General features: G+C 59.1%; 14 protein-coding genes. 5 read left to right on the forward strand and 9 right to left on the reverse strand.

Annotated elements, in window-relative coordinates; all coding sequences use genetic code 11:
- The first annotated feature begins 117 nt into the window (after nt 1-117).
- Complete coding sequence (locus D3Y59_RS04820; RefSeq protein ID WP_119444018.1) at nt 118-1,410, forward strand: citrate synthase; 1,293 nt, start codon at nt 118-120, stop codon at nt 1,408-1,410.
- A 70-nt stretch (nt 1,411-1,480) separates the two neighbouring features.
- On the opposite strand, the gene D3Y59_RS04825 is transcribed toward D3Y59_RS04820, so the two are convergent.
- From D3Y59_RS04825 to lepA, 7 genes are all read right to left on the reverse strand, one after another.
- A complete protein-coding gene (locus D3Y59_RS04825; protein WP_119444019.1) occupies nt 1,481-1,852 on the reverse strand; it encodes a hypothetical protein in 372 nt (123 codons plus the stop codon).
- Nucleotides 1,853-1,940: 88 nt separating this feature from the next.
- Nucleotides 1,941-2,315, reverse strand: a complete 375-nt coding sequence (locus tag D3Y59_RS04830) for a hypothetical protein (RefSeq protein WP_162910552.1) — start codon at nt 2,313-2,315, stop codon at nt 1,941-1,943.
- 342 nt (nt 2,316-2,657) lie between these two features.
- On the reverse strand, nt 2,658-4,598 hold the full coding sequence (locus D3Y59_RS04835; protein ID WP_119444021.1) for an OmpA family protein: 1,941 nt from the start codon (nt 4,596-4,598) through the stop codon (nt 2,658-2,660).
- Between the two features lie 11 nt (nt 4,599-4,609).
- Nucleotides 4,610-5,191, reverse strand: a complete 582-nt coding sequence (locus D3Y59_RS04840; RefSeq protein ID WP_119446330.1) for a 7-carboxy-7-deazaguanine synthase QueE — start codon at nt 5,189-5,191, stop codon at nt 4,610-4,612.
- Nucleotides 5,192-5,408: 217 nt separating this feature from the next.
- On the reverse strand, nt 5,409-6,320 hold the full coding sequence (locus tag D3Y59_RS04845) for a bifunctional 5,10-methylenetetrahydrofolate dehydrogenase/5,10-methenyltetrahydrofolate cyclohydrolase (RefSeq protein WP_119444022.1): 912 nt from the start codon (nt 6,318-6,320) through the stop codon (nt 5,409-5,411).
- A 13-nt stretch (nt 6,321-6,333) separates the two neighbouring features.
- Nucleotides 6,334-6,510 (reverse strand): hypothetical protein, encoded by a 177-nt coding sequence (locus tag D3Y59_RS18205; protein WP_162910553.1) that lies wholly within the window; start codon nt 6,508-6,510, stop codon nt 6,334-6,336.
- Between the two features lie 92 nt (nt 6,511-6,602).
- Complete coding sequence (lepA, locus tag D3Y59_RS04850; protein ID WP_119444023.1) at nt 6,603-8,390, reverse strand: translation elongation factor 4; 1,788 nt, start codon at nt 8,388-8,390, stop codon at nt 6,603-6,605.
- Between the two features lie 245 nt (nt 8,391-8,635).
- Here lepA and D3Y59_RS04855 point away from each other — a divergent pair, with 245 nt between their 5' ends.
- The gene (locus D3Y59_RS04855) at nt 8,636-9,502 is read left to right on the forward strand and encodes a carboxypeptidase-like regulatory domain-containing protein (RefSeq protein WP_162910554.1); all 867 of its coding nucleotides are present in this window, start codon (nt 8,636-8,638) and stop codon (nt 9,500-9,502) included.
- 128 nt (nt 9,503-9,630) lie between these two features.
- The gene (locus tag D3Y59_RS04860; RefSeq protein WP_119444025.1) at nt 9,631-10,488 is read left to right on the forward strand and encodes a carboxypeptidase-like regulatory domain-containing protein; all 858 of its coding nucleotides are present in this window, start codon (nt 9,631-9,633) and stop codon (nt 10,486-10,488) included.
- A gap of 2 nt (nt 10,489-10,490) precedes the next feature.
- Here D3Y59_RS04860 and D3Y59_RS04865 read toward each other — a convergent pair whose 3' ends face one another.
- Both D3Y59_RS04865 and D3Y59_RS04870 read right to left on the reverse strand, forming a co-directional pair.
- Entirely contained in the window at nt 10,491-11,159 is a 669-nt protein-coding gene (locus D3Y59_RS04865) for a 4'-phosphopantetheinyl transferase family protein (RefSeq protein ID WP_119444026.1), read from the reverse strand.
- 110 nt (nt 11,160-11,269) lie between these two features.
- The gene (locus D3Y59_RS04870; protein WP_119444027.1) at nt 11,270-13,861 is read right to left on the reverse strand and encodes a non-ribosomal peptide synthetase; all 2,592 of its coding nucleotides are present in this window, start codon (nt 13,859-13,861) and stop codon (nt 11,270-11,272) included.
- 381 nt (nt 13,862-14,242) lie between these two features.
- Here D3Y59_RS04870 and D3Y59_RS04875 point away from each other — a divergent pair, with 381 nt between their 5' ends.
- Nucleotides 14,243-14,845 (forward strand): Uma2 family endonuclease, encoded by a 603-nt coding sequence (locus tag D3Y59_RS04875; protein WP_240410536.1) that lies wholly within the window; start codon nt 14,243-14,245, stop codon nt 14,843-14,845.
- A 54-nt stretch (nt 14,846-14,899) separates the two neighbouring features.
- Complete coding sequence (locus D3Y59_RS18210) at nt 14,900-15,415, forward strand: hypothetical protein (protein WP_162910555.1); 516 nt, start codon at nt 14,900-14,902, stop codon at nt 15,413-15,415.
- The last annotated feature ends 35 nt before the right edge of the window (nt 15,416-15,450 follow it).

Genomic DNA, 15,450 nt, shown 5'->3' on the forward strand with positions numbered 1-15,450 from the left:
AGCTTTATTTGTACTACACCTGGCCACGTGCAATTGCATCTTTAGGTTGTACGACAACAGCCTAATTGCGTACTTCGCCTTTGTACGCACCCACTCCTGTCCACTAATCTGTTTGTAATGGCAGAAACTGCTGAAATTATCCTCGACGGCCAAACTTATCAGCTGCCGGTCGTGGAAGGCACCGAGAACGAAAAAGCCCTCGACATCAACAAACTCCGCGACCAGACGGGCTACGTCACGCTGGATTCGGGCTACAAAAACACCGGCGCTACCAAAAGCGCTATTACCTTCCTCGACGGCGAAGAAGGCATTCTGCGCTACCGTGGCTACCCCATCGAGCAGCTGGCCGAGCAGTCGACGTTCATGGAAGTGGCTTACCTGCTGATCTACGGCAAGTTGCCGAGCGAGCAGGAACTCACCGACTTCAACAGCCAGATCATGCGCCACACCCTCGTACACGAGGACGTGCGCAAGATTTTCGACGGCTTCCCGTCGGGCGCGCACCCCATGGGCGTGCTTTCGTCGCTGGTGTCGGCCCTCACGGCCTTCTACCCCGAGTCGCTCGACCCGAACCAGAGCCAGGACGAGGTAAACCTGAACATCAAGCGCCTGATTGCCAAAATCTCGACGCTGGCGGCGTGGTCGTACAAGAACTCGGTGGGCCACCCCGTAAACTACCCCAAGAACAAGCTCGACTACGTGTCGAACTTCCTGCACATGATGTTCGCTTTCCCGACGGAGGACTACGAAGTCAACCCCGTGGTTACGAACGCCTTGAACAAGCTGCTAATCCTGCACGCCGACCACGAGCAAAACTGCTCGACCTCGACGGTGCGCATGGTGGGCTCGGCCAACGCCTCGCTGTACTCGTCGGTTTCGGCGGGCATCTGCGCCTTGTGGGGCCCGCTGCACGGCGGTGCCAACCAGGAGGTTATCGAAATGCTGGAAGCCATTCAGCAGGACGGCGGCAACACCCAGAAATGGGTTGACAAAGCCAAAGACCCGAACGACTCGTTCCGTCTGATGGGCTTCGGTCACCGCGTGTACAAAAACTTCGACCCGCGTGCCACCATTATCAAGAAGGCGGCCGACGAAGTGCTGGCAGCCCTAGGCCTCGAAGACAGCCCGCTGCTGAAGATTGCCAAGGAGCTGGAGCAAGCCGCCCTCACCGACGAGTACTTCATCAAGCGCAAGCTGTACCCGAACGTAGATTTCTACTCGGGCATCATCTACAAAGCCATCGGCATCCCGACGGAAATGTTCACGGTGATGTTTGCCATGGGCCGCCTCCCCGGCTGGATTGCCCAGTGGAAAGAAATGCGCGAGAACAAAGAGCCGATCGGCCGTCCGCGCCAGATTTACGTGGGCGAAAAAGAGCGTAACTACACCCCGCTAAACCAGCGCGGCTAAGTACTGCTAGCCCCAAAACAGAAACGCCAGCCCTGCCAGGCTGGCGTTTTTGCGTTTCGGCCGGTAGCGGTTAGCGGCTCGACGACGAGTTATCCATTGCCGTCATGTTCGCCTTGGTTTGGCGGTAGGCAACCATTTGGCGCGGCCACAGCACAGAGGCCATGTCCCACTCGTAGCGGTCCTGGAGTTCGGCCAGGGCCACGTCAAGCTGGGCTGGGTCGTTGGCGTATTTCTCTTTGAGGGTTTGCGTGGCCGAAAGCATATCGAGGTTCAGGCGACGCACCTTTACAAATTGGGCTTCGTTAAGCGGCACTTTGTCGGCCAATTGGCGCGTGAGCTTGGTGGCGCGGCCATGTAGCGTGTTGTTGTCGTCGGAGGCGCTGGCCACTTGGGCGAAGCACAGCGGCAATGCAAACGCGAGCAGGTAAACAAGCTTTTTCATAACGGTGGAGATGATCGGGTTGGGAAATGCTGGGTGAGGTCGGCGGGGTGGCTCCGCCCGTGAGCGAGGCGGAGCCCTCCTGCCTGGGTTACTGTTGGCTGATGGAACCTAGGGCGGTCATGGTTTCCTGGCTTTTCTGCATCGCCGTAAGCTGAGCCGGGCGAAGCATCAGGGCCAGCTCCATGTTGTAGCTTACTTGGGCTTCGGCCATGCGCACGTCCCGGATTTCGGGGTCGGCGGCAAAGCGTTCCTTCAAGTCGTCCATGGTGGCGAGCATGCGCAGGTTCAGCTGCTTCAGCTTGACGTACTGGCCCTCGTCGAGACGAATTTTACCGGCCATGGCCCGCGTAAGGGCCGTTGCGCGCGAATTCAGCCCATTAGGGGTTTCGTGCTCCGGATCAGAGGCCCGTACGGCCAGTTGAATTCCGAATGCCAGACCCGCGAGTAAAAGGAGCTTTTTCATGTGGAGTTGGTGAAGTGGGTTTGGTGACTGTTTAAAGAGAAGTGAGTGTAGCGTGTGTGCATGTACAAGGAGTTGATTTGAAAATTCGAGGATGAAAACAGCCGTCACGGATGAGTTTCGACCTGGCCCAAATGTAGATATAAATTTAAAATAAAAAAGAAAAATTATAACTATTCTCGCGTAAGCCTTGCACGTAAGAAGTACATTGGTCTCGTTATTAGATTATTATGCAGCCTTGGTACAATGCCCACTGCAAAGCACAATTGAGCGCGTAACAAACAAAAAAGCCAGCCCCGTTTGGAGCTAGCTTTGGTACTTAACCTAGAAAGTTGAGGATATTGACTACAGAATACTGAGCTCGATGCGGCGGTTTTGTTGCCGGTTTTCTTCGGATGTATTAGGCGCTAGCGGCTTGGTTTCGCCGAAACCCTTGAAACGAAGCCTGTCGGCCTTTACCCCGTGCTCTACCAGGTAGTTATACACCGATTTAGCGCGGTTTTTCGACAGCACGAGGTTGTCCGAGTCGGTACCCACGTCGTCGGTGTGACCCGATATTTCTACCTGAATGCTTGGGTATTGGCCCATGAATTTGATGAGGCGGTTGAGCTCCGTCTTCGAGTTGGGCTTTAAGGCGTACTGCTTGGTATCGAAAAACAGGTTGTTGAGCACAATGCTGCGCCCTGCCTTCACGGGCTCGAGGTAAATATCCAGCGTCAACGGGTCGAAGCTACGCTTGTCGGAGTAGTCGAAGTTCAGGCTTTTCATGAGGTACTTGTCGGCCACGGCGTACATGCCGTACTGGTGGCCCTCGTTCAGCACCACGGTGTAATCGCCCTCAACCGGGTCGCTGGTAACGGACTGCGTTAGCTCGTCGGTGCGCAGGTCGTATAGCTGCACATCGGCTTGCAACGGCTTTTTCGTGACGGCGTCGAACACCCGGCCCTGCGCGTACGTGCTCTGCTCCTGCGAGCGAACTTGCTTGGGTACCTCAAACCCGAACAGTTCCACGGGCCGGTCGCGCTCGGCTACCGCAGCCTCGGCCGGCCGCGTGCGCGAGCAAAACCCGCGGCGGTTATCCGAAGAGATAAAAAGCGAGGCCTCGTTTTCGTAGGTGTTCAGTGGGTACCCTAGGTTTTGGGGCTCCTGCCACTTGCCACCTACCAGGCTGCTCTTGTAAATATCAAGCCCGCCCATGCCCACGAGGCCGTTGGTGACATAGTACAACGTGGTACCGCTGGCATGAATGAAGGGCGCCATGTCCATGCCAGGCGTGTTGACGGGGGCTCCTAGGTTGCGGGCCAGGCTCCAGGTGCCGTCTTCTTGCAGGGTGGTGACGTAGATGTCCTCCTTGCCCTGCCCGCCACGCCGGTCCGATGTGAAGTACAGCGTACGCCCGTCGGCCGACAATGTGGGCTGCGAGTCCCAGTTGGCTGAGTTTACGTTGCGTCCTAGGTTGCGGGGCTTACTCCAGGCGTTGCCCGTGCGCCGCGAAATGTACAAGTCGCAATTGCCGATAGACCCCGGCCGGTCGCAGGAAGCAAAAACCAGCGTTTTGCCGTCGCCGGAAATCGTACCGGCACCTTCGTTGAATTGCGAATTGATAGAAGCCGAAATCAGCGCCGGCTCGCCAAAGGAGCCATCTTTTTCCAGCTTGCTCACCACTATGTCTTCGTCGGAGTCGGCCGTTTTGCGGGCCGTATACACGAAAAAGCGGTTGTCGGCCGTGACGGCGGGGAAATATTGAAACCGAAACGTATTGAGCGGAGCTCCGAGGCGCTCGGGCACCTGCCCCACGGGATTGGCCATGGAGCCAATGGCAAACTCGCAATTCTTGAGTTGAAGTTGAGCCCGGCCAATGTAGCGCTGCCCTTTAGGCGCCGCTTTCAGGTAATTCTCGTATGCCGATTTTGCTACCTGGTACTCGCCCAGCCCAATGGCCAGTTCGCCCAGGTTGAAGTAATCGTTCATACGGGCGGGCGTAAAAGCTAATTTCTCAACGCCTTCGCGGTAAGCTTCGTAGGCTGGGCGCGTTTCGCCCATGGCCTTATACAGCTGCCCCTTCAGCAAATACCCTTCCGCCAAGGAAGGAAACTTCTGGTTCAGGGTGGTGAGCGTTTCCAGTGCCTTGGCAAAGTCCCGGTCCTTGACTTGCTGCTGCGCTTTGTCCCACAAGCTGCGGGCTTTGGTATTGGCTATGGGTACCTGAGCTTGCGCGGCAGCTTGTTGCAGGGGCAGCAGGCTACCGGCAGCTACAACCGCAAGGGGTAGCAGCAAACGGCGCATGGGCAAGGTGGCTATGGAATATCGAGGTACTTGTGCGTTTGCAACGACACCTGCCATTGCGGGTGCTGCTTCACGTAATCGATGATAAGCGGGGTGACGATTGCAGCCTTGCTCCACTCGGGTTGCAAGTACAGGCGGCAGTTGGGGCCCACCATGGCAGCGTGTTGCTCGGCCCAGGCAAAGTCGCTTTTGTTGAACACCACCACCTTTAGCTCATGGGCGTGTTGCAACACCTCGGGCAGCGGCGCTTTGAATTTTTTGGGCGAAACGCAGATCCAGTCCCAGTTGCCGGAAAGCGGATGAGCACCGGAAGTTTCAATCCAGGTTTGGCAGCCGGCCGCGTGCAAAGCCTGCGTCAGGGGGCCTAGGTCGTGCATGAGCGGCTCGCCGCCGGTAATCACCACGTTGCGGCCAGGGTGCTGCTGTACCTCGGCTATCAAGCTTTCAATGCTAAAACGCGGGTGCGCCTCAGCGTCCCACGACTCCTTCACATCGCACCAGTGGCAGCCTACATCGCACCCACCCAGGCGAATAAAATAGGCCGCCCGACCGGCGTTGGCGCCTTCGCCCTGGATGGTATAAAACTGCTCCATCACGGGCAAGGCCAGCGCGGCCGGTGCCAGCGGGGCAGGCGACAAAACGGTAAGCTGCGGGTAAGTCAAAACGGTACGGTAAGCGCAAAAGAAATAAGTCGGGCCGCTGAGTAAACGGAAATCATCCTCTGCGGGATTATCTCGCCACCAAGCGGCCCAACATTAAAATTAAAACAAGCCAACGGCTTTGGCAATTCCCGGGCAGCCCGGGCCGAAGCTATTTTTGGTAAATTTCGCCTTTTGCGGCGCGCAGAGTGTTCAGCAGCAACATGGCAATCGTCATGGGGCCCACGCCCCCGGGTACGGGCGTAATGTAGCTGGCGTGCGGAGCCACCGAGGCAAATTCAACGTCGCCGCGCAGGGCCCAGCCGCTCTTCTTGCTGGTATCCTCAACCCGAGTAGTACCTACGTCAATCACCACTGCGCCCGGCTTCACCATGTCGGCCGTTACAAAGCCCGGCCGACCTAGGGCTGCCACCAAAATATCGGCCGTGCGGGTGATGCTCGGCAAATCCTGCGTGCGCGAGTGGCATAAAGTAACGGTGCAGTTACCAGGCTCCAAGTTCTTAGCCAGCAGTATGCTTACCGGAGTTCCTACAATGTTGGAGCGGCCAATTACCACGCAGTGCTTGCCATCGGTGGTTAGCTCGTACCGACGCAAAAGTTCTACTATGCCCGAGGGCGTAGCCGGCAGCAGGGCCGGCAGGCCCGCCACCATGCGGCCAATGTTCATCGGGTGAAACCCATCGACATCCTTCTCCGGCTTAATGGCCTCTATGACCTTATTGGGGTCGATGTGCTTCGGCAAAGGCAACTGCACGATAAACCCGTCGATTTGCGGGTCGTTGTTCAGGTCGTCTACGAGGCGCAGCAGTTCGGCCTCGGTAATGTCATCCTCGAACCGCAGCAGCGTAGAAGTAAACCCAACTGCCTCACAAGCCAGCACCTTGTTGCGTACGTAGGTTTCGGAGCCGCCGTCGTGGCCCACTAGCACAGCGGCCAAATGCGGCACCTTTTGGCCGGCAGCCTTAAGCTGTTCAACTTCGGTGGCAATTTCGCGCTTGATGTTTTCGGCGGTTTGCTTGCCGTCAATCAGCTTGTAGGTAATGGCGTCGGGGGCAGTGGTCATAGCTATATCTGTACTACCGGGTTTGGGTTAGGGGTTGGTTGTTGAGGGCAATGGCTTCGCGACCGGCTTTAAGGAGGGCTTGCTCCATTACCGGCCAATCGTCGCGCCAACGAAATTTCAGCTCTTGGCCACGGCGGATGCGCTCCAGTTGGGCTTCACTCGTACAGTTCTTGATCAGTGTGTTGTTCATGATGATGGGTTGGTCACACAGCGCTTTTGCAAGAAGTGTATGAAGTGAAAAAGGAAGAAAAAACGCGCCGCAAGTGCGGCGCGTTTTCGGTATTAATCAATCTTGAGGACTGCCAGGAAGGCTTCTTGCGGAATTTCCACGGAGCCCACTTGGCGCATCCGCTTCTTACCTTCCTTCTGCTTTTCGAGCAGCTTGCGCTTACGCGAAATGTCGCCGCCGTAACATTTGGCAATTACGTTTTTGCGCAAGGCTTTCACGGTTTCGCGGGCCACAATCTTCTGCCCGATGGCCGCCTGAATAGCAATTTCGAACATTTGGCGCGGCAGCAATTCCTTAAGCTTTTCGCAGAGGCGCTTGCCCCAGTCGTAGCTCTTGGAGCGGTGCACAATGGCCGACAGCGCGTCGACCTTCTCGCCGTTGAGCATCACGTCGAGCTTCACCATGTCGGACTGGCGGAAGCCGATCAGCTCGTAGTCGAGCGAGGCGTAACCGCGCGAAATGGTTTTAAGCTTGTCGAAGAAGTCGAACACGATTTCCGACAGCGGCAGCTCAAACGACAGCTCTACCCGCTCCGAAGTAAGGTACGACTGGCCTTTGATAATGCCGCGCTTTTCCATGCACAGCGTAATGATGGGCCCCACGAACTCGGCCGCCGTGATAATCTGCGCCTTGATGTAGGGCTCCTCGATGTGCTTGATGAGGTTGGGCTCGGGCATTTCGCTCGGGGCCGATACCATTTTCAGCTCGTCGCGGTTGCTGATGACCTTGAACTGCACCGAGGGCACGGTGGTAATCACCGTCATGTTGAACTCGCGCTCCAGGCGCTCCTGCACAATTTCCATGTGCAGCATACCTAGGAAACCGCAGCGGAAACCGAAGCCCAGCGCCGCGGAGGTTTCGGGCTCCCACACCAACGAGGCGTCGTTAAGCTGCAGCTTTTCCATGCAGGAGCGCAACTCTTCGTACTCGGTGGTATCAACGGGGTAAATGCCGGCGAATACCATGGGCTTTACGTCCTCGAAGCCCACAATCGCCTCTTGGGTTGGACGGGCTACGTGGGTGATGGTGTCGCCTACTTTTACTTCGCGAGCTTCCTTAATGCCCGAAATCAGGTAGCCTACATTGCCGGCCGACATTTCGCCGCGGGGCTCCTGGTTAAGCTTCAGCACCCCGATTTCGTCGGCGCCGTACTCCTTGCCCGTGGCCAGGAAGCGCAGCTTATCGCCCTTGCGCATGGTGCCGTTCTTGATGCGGAACAGCACTTCAATGCCGCGGTAGGAGTTGAAAACCGAGTCGAAAATAAGGGCCTGCAGGGGCGCTTCCGGGTCGCCCGAAGGGGCCGGAATGCGCTCTACAATGGCGTTCAGGATTTCCTCGATGCCGATGCCGGCCTTGCCCGAAGCGTGGATGATGTCCTCGTGCTTGCAGCCGATCAGGTCCACGATTTCATCGGAAACCTCCTCCGGCATGGCGTGGGGCAGGTCGATCTTGTTCAGCACCGGAATGATTTCCAGATCGGCCCCGATGGCGAGGTACAGGTTGGAAATGGTTTGGGCTTCGATGCCTTGCGAGGCGTCGACGATCAGCAGGGCGCCTTCGCAGGCGGCAATGGAGCGCGACACTTCGTAGCTGAAGTCGACGTGGCCGGGAGTATCAATTAGGTTGAGCGTATACATTTCCCCTTTGTAGGGGAATTGCATCTGGATGGCGTGGCTCTTGATGGTGATGCCCCGCTCCCGCTCCAGGTCCATGTTGTCGAGCAGCTGCGCCTGCATCTCGCGCTGACTCACCGTGCTGGTAAATTCCAGCAGGCGGTCGGCCAGCGTGCTTTTGCCGTGGTCGATGTGGGCGATGATGCAGAAATTGCGAATGTTCTTCACTCGGCTTTAAATAAGGCTTTATGCAACCGCGAAGGTAGCGCTTTGAGGCCGCAATTGCTACGGAATGCCCCAACTAGGCCCTGGGCTGCCTGAGGGCAACCGCGTGGTACGGGCCAGAGTTCCGCATAATTGCCGTGATGCAATATTCGGGTGCCAGGGTGCGCCGAAATGCAAAAATCCATTTCGCCTTACCGCACGCAACCTTTTGGCGTGCGCCGTCACTCTTGGCAAAAACATTCCGCTGTATGCTTGGCCGTTCGATTTTGTTTGCAACCCTCCTAGGTGCCGCCATGCCCGCGCAGGCCCAGCAACTCGGGGGCCGGGTAGTGGCCGCGGCGTCGGGCCATGGCGTGGCATTTGCCACTGTTGGCGTAAAAGGCAAAGCCGTGGGCACCACCACCGACGCGGCGGGTCATTTTGCCCTGAAAACCCCAGCCGACATTGCCGACGCCGATTCGGTTATAATCTCCTGCATTGGCTACCACTCGTGCCGTACCACTGTGCAGGCCTTGCGCAACCGCTCCCAAGCGTGGGAGTTGGCGCCGCTAACCCAGCCGTTGCCGGAGGTTCGGGTAAAGCACGGCCGCGTACGCCCCGCCACGTTGGGCGGCAAAATGGAAAGCGGCATGGCCCACTGGAGCACCGCCACCCGCGACATTGGCGCGCTGGCCGACGACGAGCGCGGCTGGGAAGTGGCCACCGTGCTACCGGTGCGGCGCAACAGCTACATCGACGGCTTTCATTTTTACCTCGAGCAAAACGAGTTTAAGCTCGTGCGCCTGCGCTTTATGCTTTACGAGGTAGTCGGCGGCAAACCCACCAAACCGCTCCTGACGCAGGACGTGCAGTTTACCGTGCCCAGCGCCCAAACCGGTTGGGCCAGTGTTGATTTGCGGCCCTACAACGTGCAGCTGCGCAAAGGCCAAACCGTAGCGGCCGGCATACAGTGGCTGCAGGGCGAAAAACTGACGCCCGCAAGCACCAAGTTTGGCGGGCCGGGCGCGTTTCCGTCGGCCCTACACCGGGCCGTGGTGCGCGACAAAAGCGAGGCCACGTGGCACTCCTTTCCCATCAATGCCAGCATGTATTTGGCCGTGCAGGAATACGAGTAGGCCCGCCCCACTATTTTTCGGCGCCGCCGCTTAGGGCCGCGCCCCGGCGGGTAACTTTGCCCTAGGTGGCGCCTGGCCTGCTTACGTGGCGGGCCAGGCGCCACCTAGGGCTTACACCAACCAAGCCAATGAATCTGAGGCTGCTTGCCACCTTATTCCTAGGTGTTTTACCGCTGATGGCCCAAGGGCAGCAAGAGCCTCTCGAAGGCCAGGTGTTAAACGCGCACACCGGCCTGCCCGTGCCGTTTGCCACCCTGGGCGTGCCGCGCCGCGGCCTTGGCACGGTGGCCGACGAGCAAGGCCGCTACCTGCTGCGCCTGCCCGCCGATTTTCGCGACACGGTGGTGGTTACTAGCGTAGGGTTTACCCGCGCGTTGTTACTGCCCGCCCAGCTTGCATCTGGCCAACGCGTGGTGCGGCTCGCGCCGCAAGAGCAAACCCTCGCGAACGTAGTAGTGGCGCACCGCCGGGTAAAGCCCGCTACCCTAGGTCGGAAAAGCGCCAAGGGCGACGTGCGGTGGGTGGCAGGCTCGAGCGGCAAGAACACCGTCGACGATGAATGGGGCTGGGAGCTTGGGGCGGTGCTGCACCCCGCCAAGCCCGCCGTGCTGGAGCAGTTTCACGTGTACCTGCACGACAACAATTACGAGCTGCTGCGCTTCCGCCTGAACCTGTACGCCTACGAACAAGGCAAACCCGGCAAAGCCCTGCTGCAGCAGGATGTACAGCTGAAAGTATGGCCCAAGCAAAAAGGGTGGCTTACGGTTGATCTGCGCTCCTACCACATCAACCTTGCGGCACAACCCGTAGCGGCTACCATTCAGTGGCTGCAAAGCGAAACCGCCGAACCGCAGAAGAAATACTTTTCGGTACCGGTAAAGCGCGAAGCCAAGCAGGTGATGCTGGAGCGCGAAAACAGCGAAGCCGCCTGGACGATTCATGCCTTGCAGCCCAGCCTGTACTTTGAGCTGCTGATGGAAGAGTAGCCCTACCCCGCTGCTATATCCAGCAAGCTCGCGTCGACATCTACAAATAGCGGCGGATGGTTTGCCCACGCGGCCGTCTCGTGCGCTACCGCTGCCGCGTAGCCGGGTGCCGCCGCAAACGAATGTACGGCCCAATTGCGCCCCGCAAAGCCGGGCGAAGGCGGCAAAACCTGCGCACCATCGAGGCTTGGCAGGTGGGGCCAATGTGCGTCGATGCCGGTACCAACGGCCTTCGCCAAGGCTTCTTTGCGCGTCCAGAGTTTGCCGAATGCCTCGGCAGGCACGTCGGCTTGTTGCAACCAGGCGTATTCGGCCGGCGCAAAGCTGCGTTGGGCCACGGCCCGGCAGTGCGGGTCGTAGTCCGCGATTTGCTCCACGTCGATGCCAACAGGCCCGGGCGCCAAGGCCACCAGCACGTACTCGCCCGAGTGCGCCACGTTGAAGTGTTGCCCCTCTTGGCTTTGCTGCAGCATTGGTTTGCCGGCCCTAGGTGCCAGGGCCACGCCCCGCGCTGGCAGGCCCAGGCAATGGGCCAACAGCAGCCGGAGCAGGCCGCGCCCCACTACAAACCGGGCTGCATCGGGAGCTTGCCGGTAGCGCTGCGCCCGGGCCCGCTCGTCGGGCGACAGCACTGCCTCCCAGGCGGGCAAGTGCGGGTGCACAGCAGCCATCGACGCCCGAAAGACCACCAACCCAACTGGCCAGCCTGGCCCGGGGCGGTACGTTGTGGGCTGCCACACCGGTGGCGGCCAGGTGCCGCAGCAAACCTGGGGCGCGTGGCTTAGCACAGCACGGCCTCGGCGGGTGCAGGCACGGCAGCCAGTTGCCGCTTGCCCAGGGCCAGGTCCATCACTTTGGCAAACTCCAAGTGATTAGGCGGTAACAACATACCCTCGTGGTCGCCGCTTACCTCGTGCATGCGCACGCCGCGGCGGGAATACGGTTGCCAGCCGTAGTATCTGGGCTCGAACACCACATGAATGCGGTTTCGGGCCTTAATCACGTCGATTACGCCATCGTAAGGCTTGGGCTGGTACCGATCCCAGGCCTGGTCGTTCTGGGCCCAAATAGCATGAAAACGCTCAACCTCCGTTTCGGGGTGGTTGCTGGGCAATTGCCCTGCCACTCGCTGCATCAGCCACTTGGCGTAGGCGCCGTAATGCTGGCACGCAGCCAACGGGTAGCGCCAAAAGGAGCGTGCTACCCAGCGCAACCGGTGCCACTGGCGCTCCAAGCGGGCCCAGAAAGGCGGCGGCGCTAGCGTTTTGGGCGCATCGGCCTCGCAGTCGATAACGGCCAGCAGCACCACTTCTTTGCCCAAAGCGCGCAATTGGTGAGCCATTTCGAACGCTACCATGCCGCCAAACGAGTACCCTGCCAAGGCGTATGGGCCAGTGGGGTTGTGCTCGAGCAACTCGGCCACGTAGGCCGTAGCCATTTCCTCAATGGTGTCGGGTGGGCTAGTTACGCCGTCGAGCCCAATCGCCTGCAGGCCATACACCGGCTGATCGGGGGGCATAGCTAGCGCGAAGTGCCGGAAAATCACCACGTTCAGGCCCATGCCGTGCACCACGTACAGCGGGGGCTTATCCCCATGGGGCTGCAGCGGCACCAAGGAGCGCCAAGGGCCCGCGTGGGCCTGGGCATCGAGGACGCGGGCCAACTGGCGGGGCGTGGGAGCCTCGAACAAGGCCGATAGCGGCAGCCGGTACCCGGTTGCAGTTTCCACTTGCACCATGGCTTTCAGGGCCAGCAGGGAGTTGCCACCTAAATCGAAAAAGTTGTCATCGAGGGCCACAGCGGGCAACCGCAGCACGTGCGCCCACGCCTGGCAGATGGCTATTTCGCTGGCGCTGCCCACCACCTGCTGGGGCACCTGCGCGGGTTGGGAAGCCTCGGGTTTGGGCAGGGCCTTTCGGTTTACTTTGCCGCTCGAGGTGGTGGGCAACTGCGGCAACCAAACGTACGCGGCGGGATGCATAAAATCGGGCAGGTGTTGCTTGAGCGCAGCGCGCACGGCGGCCAACGCGGGTGGCGCCTTGGCTTCGGCGGGCACCAGGTAGGCCACCAGCTGCTTTTGGCCTGGCTCCTCTTCCAAGGCTACCACTACGGCCTGGCTAATGCCCGGCACTTGGCTTAGCCGCGCTTCTATTTCCCCTACCTCCACGCGGTTGCCCCTGATTTTTACTTGCCCGTCGGTACGCCCTAGGTATTCCAGGTTGCCGTCGGGCAGGCAGCGCACTAGGTCGCCGCTGCGGTAGCGGCGCTGGCCAGGGGCGCCCCCAAATTTGGCGGCCGTCAGTTCGGGGTCGTTCAGGTAGCCATCGGCTACGCCGGCCCCGCCAATGTACAGCTCGCCCACCGTGCCGGGCGGCACCGGCTGGCCCTCCTCGTCGAGAATGTCGAAGGTTACGTTATCGATGGCGCGGCCAATGGGCGGCAACCGCGGCCACTGAGCGGGCGGCCCTTGCAGTTGGTAGCACGAGGCCGAAATGCTGGTTTCGGTGGGGCCGTATTGGTTGTAGAAGTCGCAGCCGGGCAAGGCGTTAAAAAACCGCTCGATTTGAGGAGTGATTTTTAATTGCTCACCCCCGGTTAATACTTCGTGCAGGCAAGTCGGGTAAAACTGCTCGGCCTCGGCCGCTTCGGCCAGGTACTGCAAGACCACGCAAGGCATATCGGCGCGCCGGATGCAGGCCTGCTCCAAAAAACGAAGCAGCCGCGGGGGGTCGAGGCGCAACTCATCGTCGACGAGCACGAGCGTGCCAGCGGTATGGAAGGCGAGAAAAATCTCTTGTACCGAGGCATCGAACGTGAGGGGCGCAAAACACAGCACCGCACTGCCTCGCTGCACCTTGGTGTTGCGCGCCTGCCACAAAATCAGGTTTACTACGCCGGCGTGGCCCACGCATACGCCTTTGGGCTTGCCCGTAGAGCCCGAAGTATATATCACATAGGCCCAATGGGTGGCGGGCACAATGGGCGCCGCATTCGGCACAGCTTCTGAATCTGCATCTACGCATGCAAGCCCGAGCGACGCAAAAAAGGGGGCGTCTTGCCCGAGGGCAACGCAGGCCTGCACTTGCGTGTCGGCAATCATTTGCTGCAACCGCTGGGTGGGGTAGCCCGGGTCGAGGGGCAAATACGCCTTGCCCGCTTTCAGGATGGCCAGCATGCCCACAATGCTTTTCAGGCTGCGCCGGGTACTCAGGCCGATGAAAACGTCATCGGGGTACAAGCGAACAATGCTGCGGGCCAACGCGTCGGCCTGCTCGTTGAGTTCGTGGTAGGTTAACGCTTGGTTTCCGAACCGCACGGCGCACTCGTCCGGAAACGCCTGCGCTTGTTGTTCGAATAAGTTATGGATCAACATAAATGGCAAAAACCACCCAATGAAAGTCCCCCTCAGGGATTAAGTGAGTTTGGGTTTTAAGATATATACCTCTTGCTTTTAAACAATGTTCTTCTTGGTTAAATCTACCATAAAATTATACTCTAGGTGCCGGGGCTGCTGGCAACTGCCAGGAGGTTGCGCGGCTGTGTTAGCCCGCAGAGGGCGCGGAGGTTGGCGCAGAAGGCGCTGAGCACTTGCGCCCGCTGCGTTTCTTTGGCAGTTGGTAACGTTGTTCGGCGCCATCGGTGGGCCTAGGTGCACCGCCGCTGCGGGTGCAGCTGCCACCTAGGGATGCCGCCGCCGTGGCCCGGCCGATTGCCAATGCTGGCCAACCCTGCCTTTTCCGCGTATCTTTAGCCTATGCGTATTTCCTTGGAACATGGTGGCATTCTGCTGGGCGGCTCCTACCTGGGCCGCATGACCGACGACGAGTTCTTCGACTTCTGTCAGCAGCACCCCGACCTGCGCATCGAGCGCACCGCCCACCACGAAATTTTGCTTATGTCGCCCACCGGCAGCCGCTCCGGCAAACGCAACGCCCGCCTGAATGGGCAGCTTTATTCCTGGTTTATCCAACATGCCGAGCTCGGTGAAATATTCGACTCGAACACGGGCTTCACCCTGCCCGATACGTCCATCCTCTCGCCCGATGCTTCCTGGGTATCGGCCGCCAAGTGGAACGCCCTCACGCCGGGGCAACAGGACAAGTTTGCGCCCGTGTGCCCGGAGTTTGTAGTGGAGCTGAAGTCGAAAACGGACGTGCTGAAAGATCTGCAAGCCAAAATGCACGACTGGCTGCGCAACGGCGCCCAACTGGCCTGGCTGCTCGACCCCGACACGGAAACGGCCTATATCTACCGCCCCGGCCAGCCCGCGCCCGAAACCGTGCAGGGCTTCGATAACGAGTTGTCCGGCGAGGCGGTGCTGCCCGGCTTCCGGCTGCGGCTGGCGGAGCTGCGGTAGATTAGGGATATATTCGTGTGTTCTTTATCAACCTTTCAAGCACCCGTTTATCCGTTGTCAATCCGCATTATAAAAGGTCCTGTAACTGGCTTAAGCTTCGCTGCGCCTCTTGCCACCTTATTTGTCTCAAGCTTATTAAGCAACAGGCCATTGTTATCCGTTGGCATTGCCTTGGCCTGCTTTGGCGCGACTCGGCTTGTGCAATCGGGCTTCGAAATAGACCAAGCCCGCAGGCTTCAGCGCACCTGCATTATTGTATTGGGCCATTCTTTGGGGCGCTGGAAATCGCTCGTATCAATCGTAGGTATTACGCTGAAGCATTTCACTTCTGCTCAGCATAACAACACCCCTTCATCAAGTAGCTGGGGTATTTGGAATGATGCATACCGGGTCAAACAGGAAGTTGTCGTAATGCTATCCATTGCTCATTCCAACACGGGCATTATTGTCAAGACCCTCCCTTTGGGCGAGCTACAGGCAACCCAAACATTTGCAGCGGGTTTGGCAGAGCAGTTAGGCATCCCACTGAATGTGTATTTACCAACTTCTTTAACAACCAAGGATCGGTAATTTTTGGCTACCTGCCTAACACCCGTTAGCCCCGG

The organism is Hymenobacter oligotrophus, assembly GCF_003574965.1.
GTDB lineage: Bacteria > Bacteroidota > Bacteroidia > Cytophagales > Hymenobacteraceae > Solirubrum > Solirubrum oligotrophum.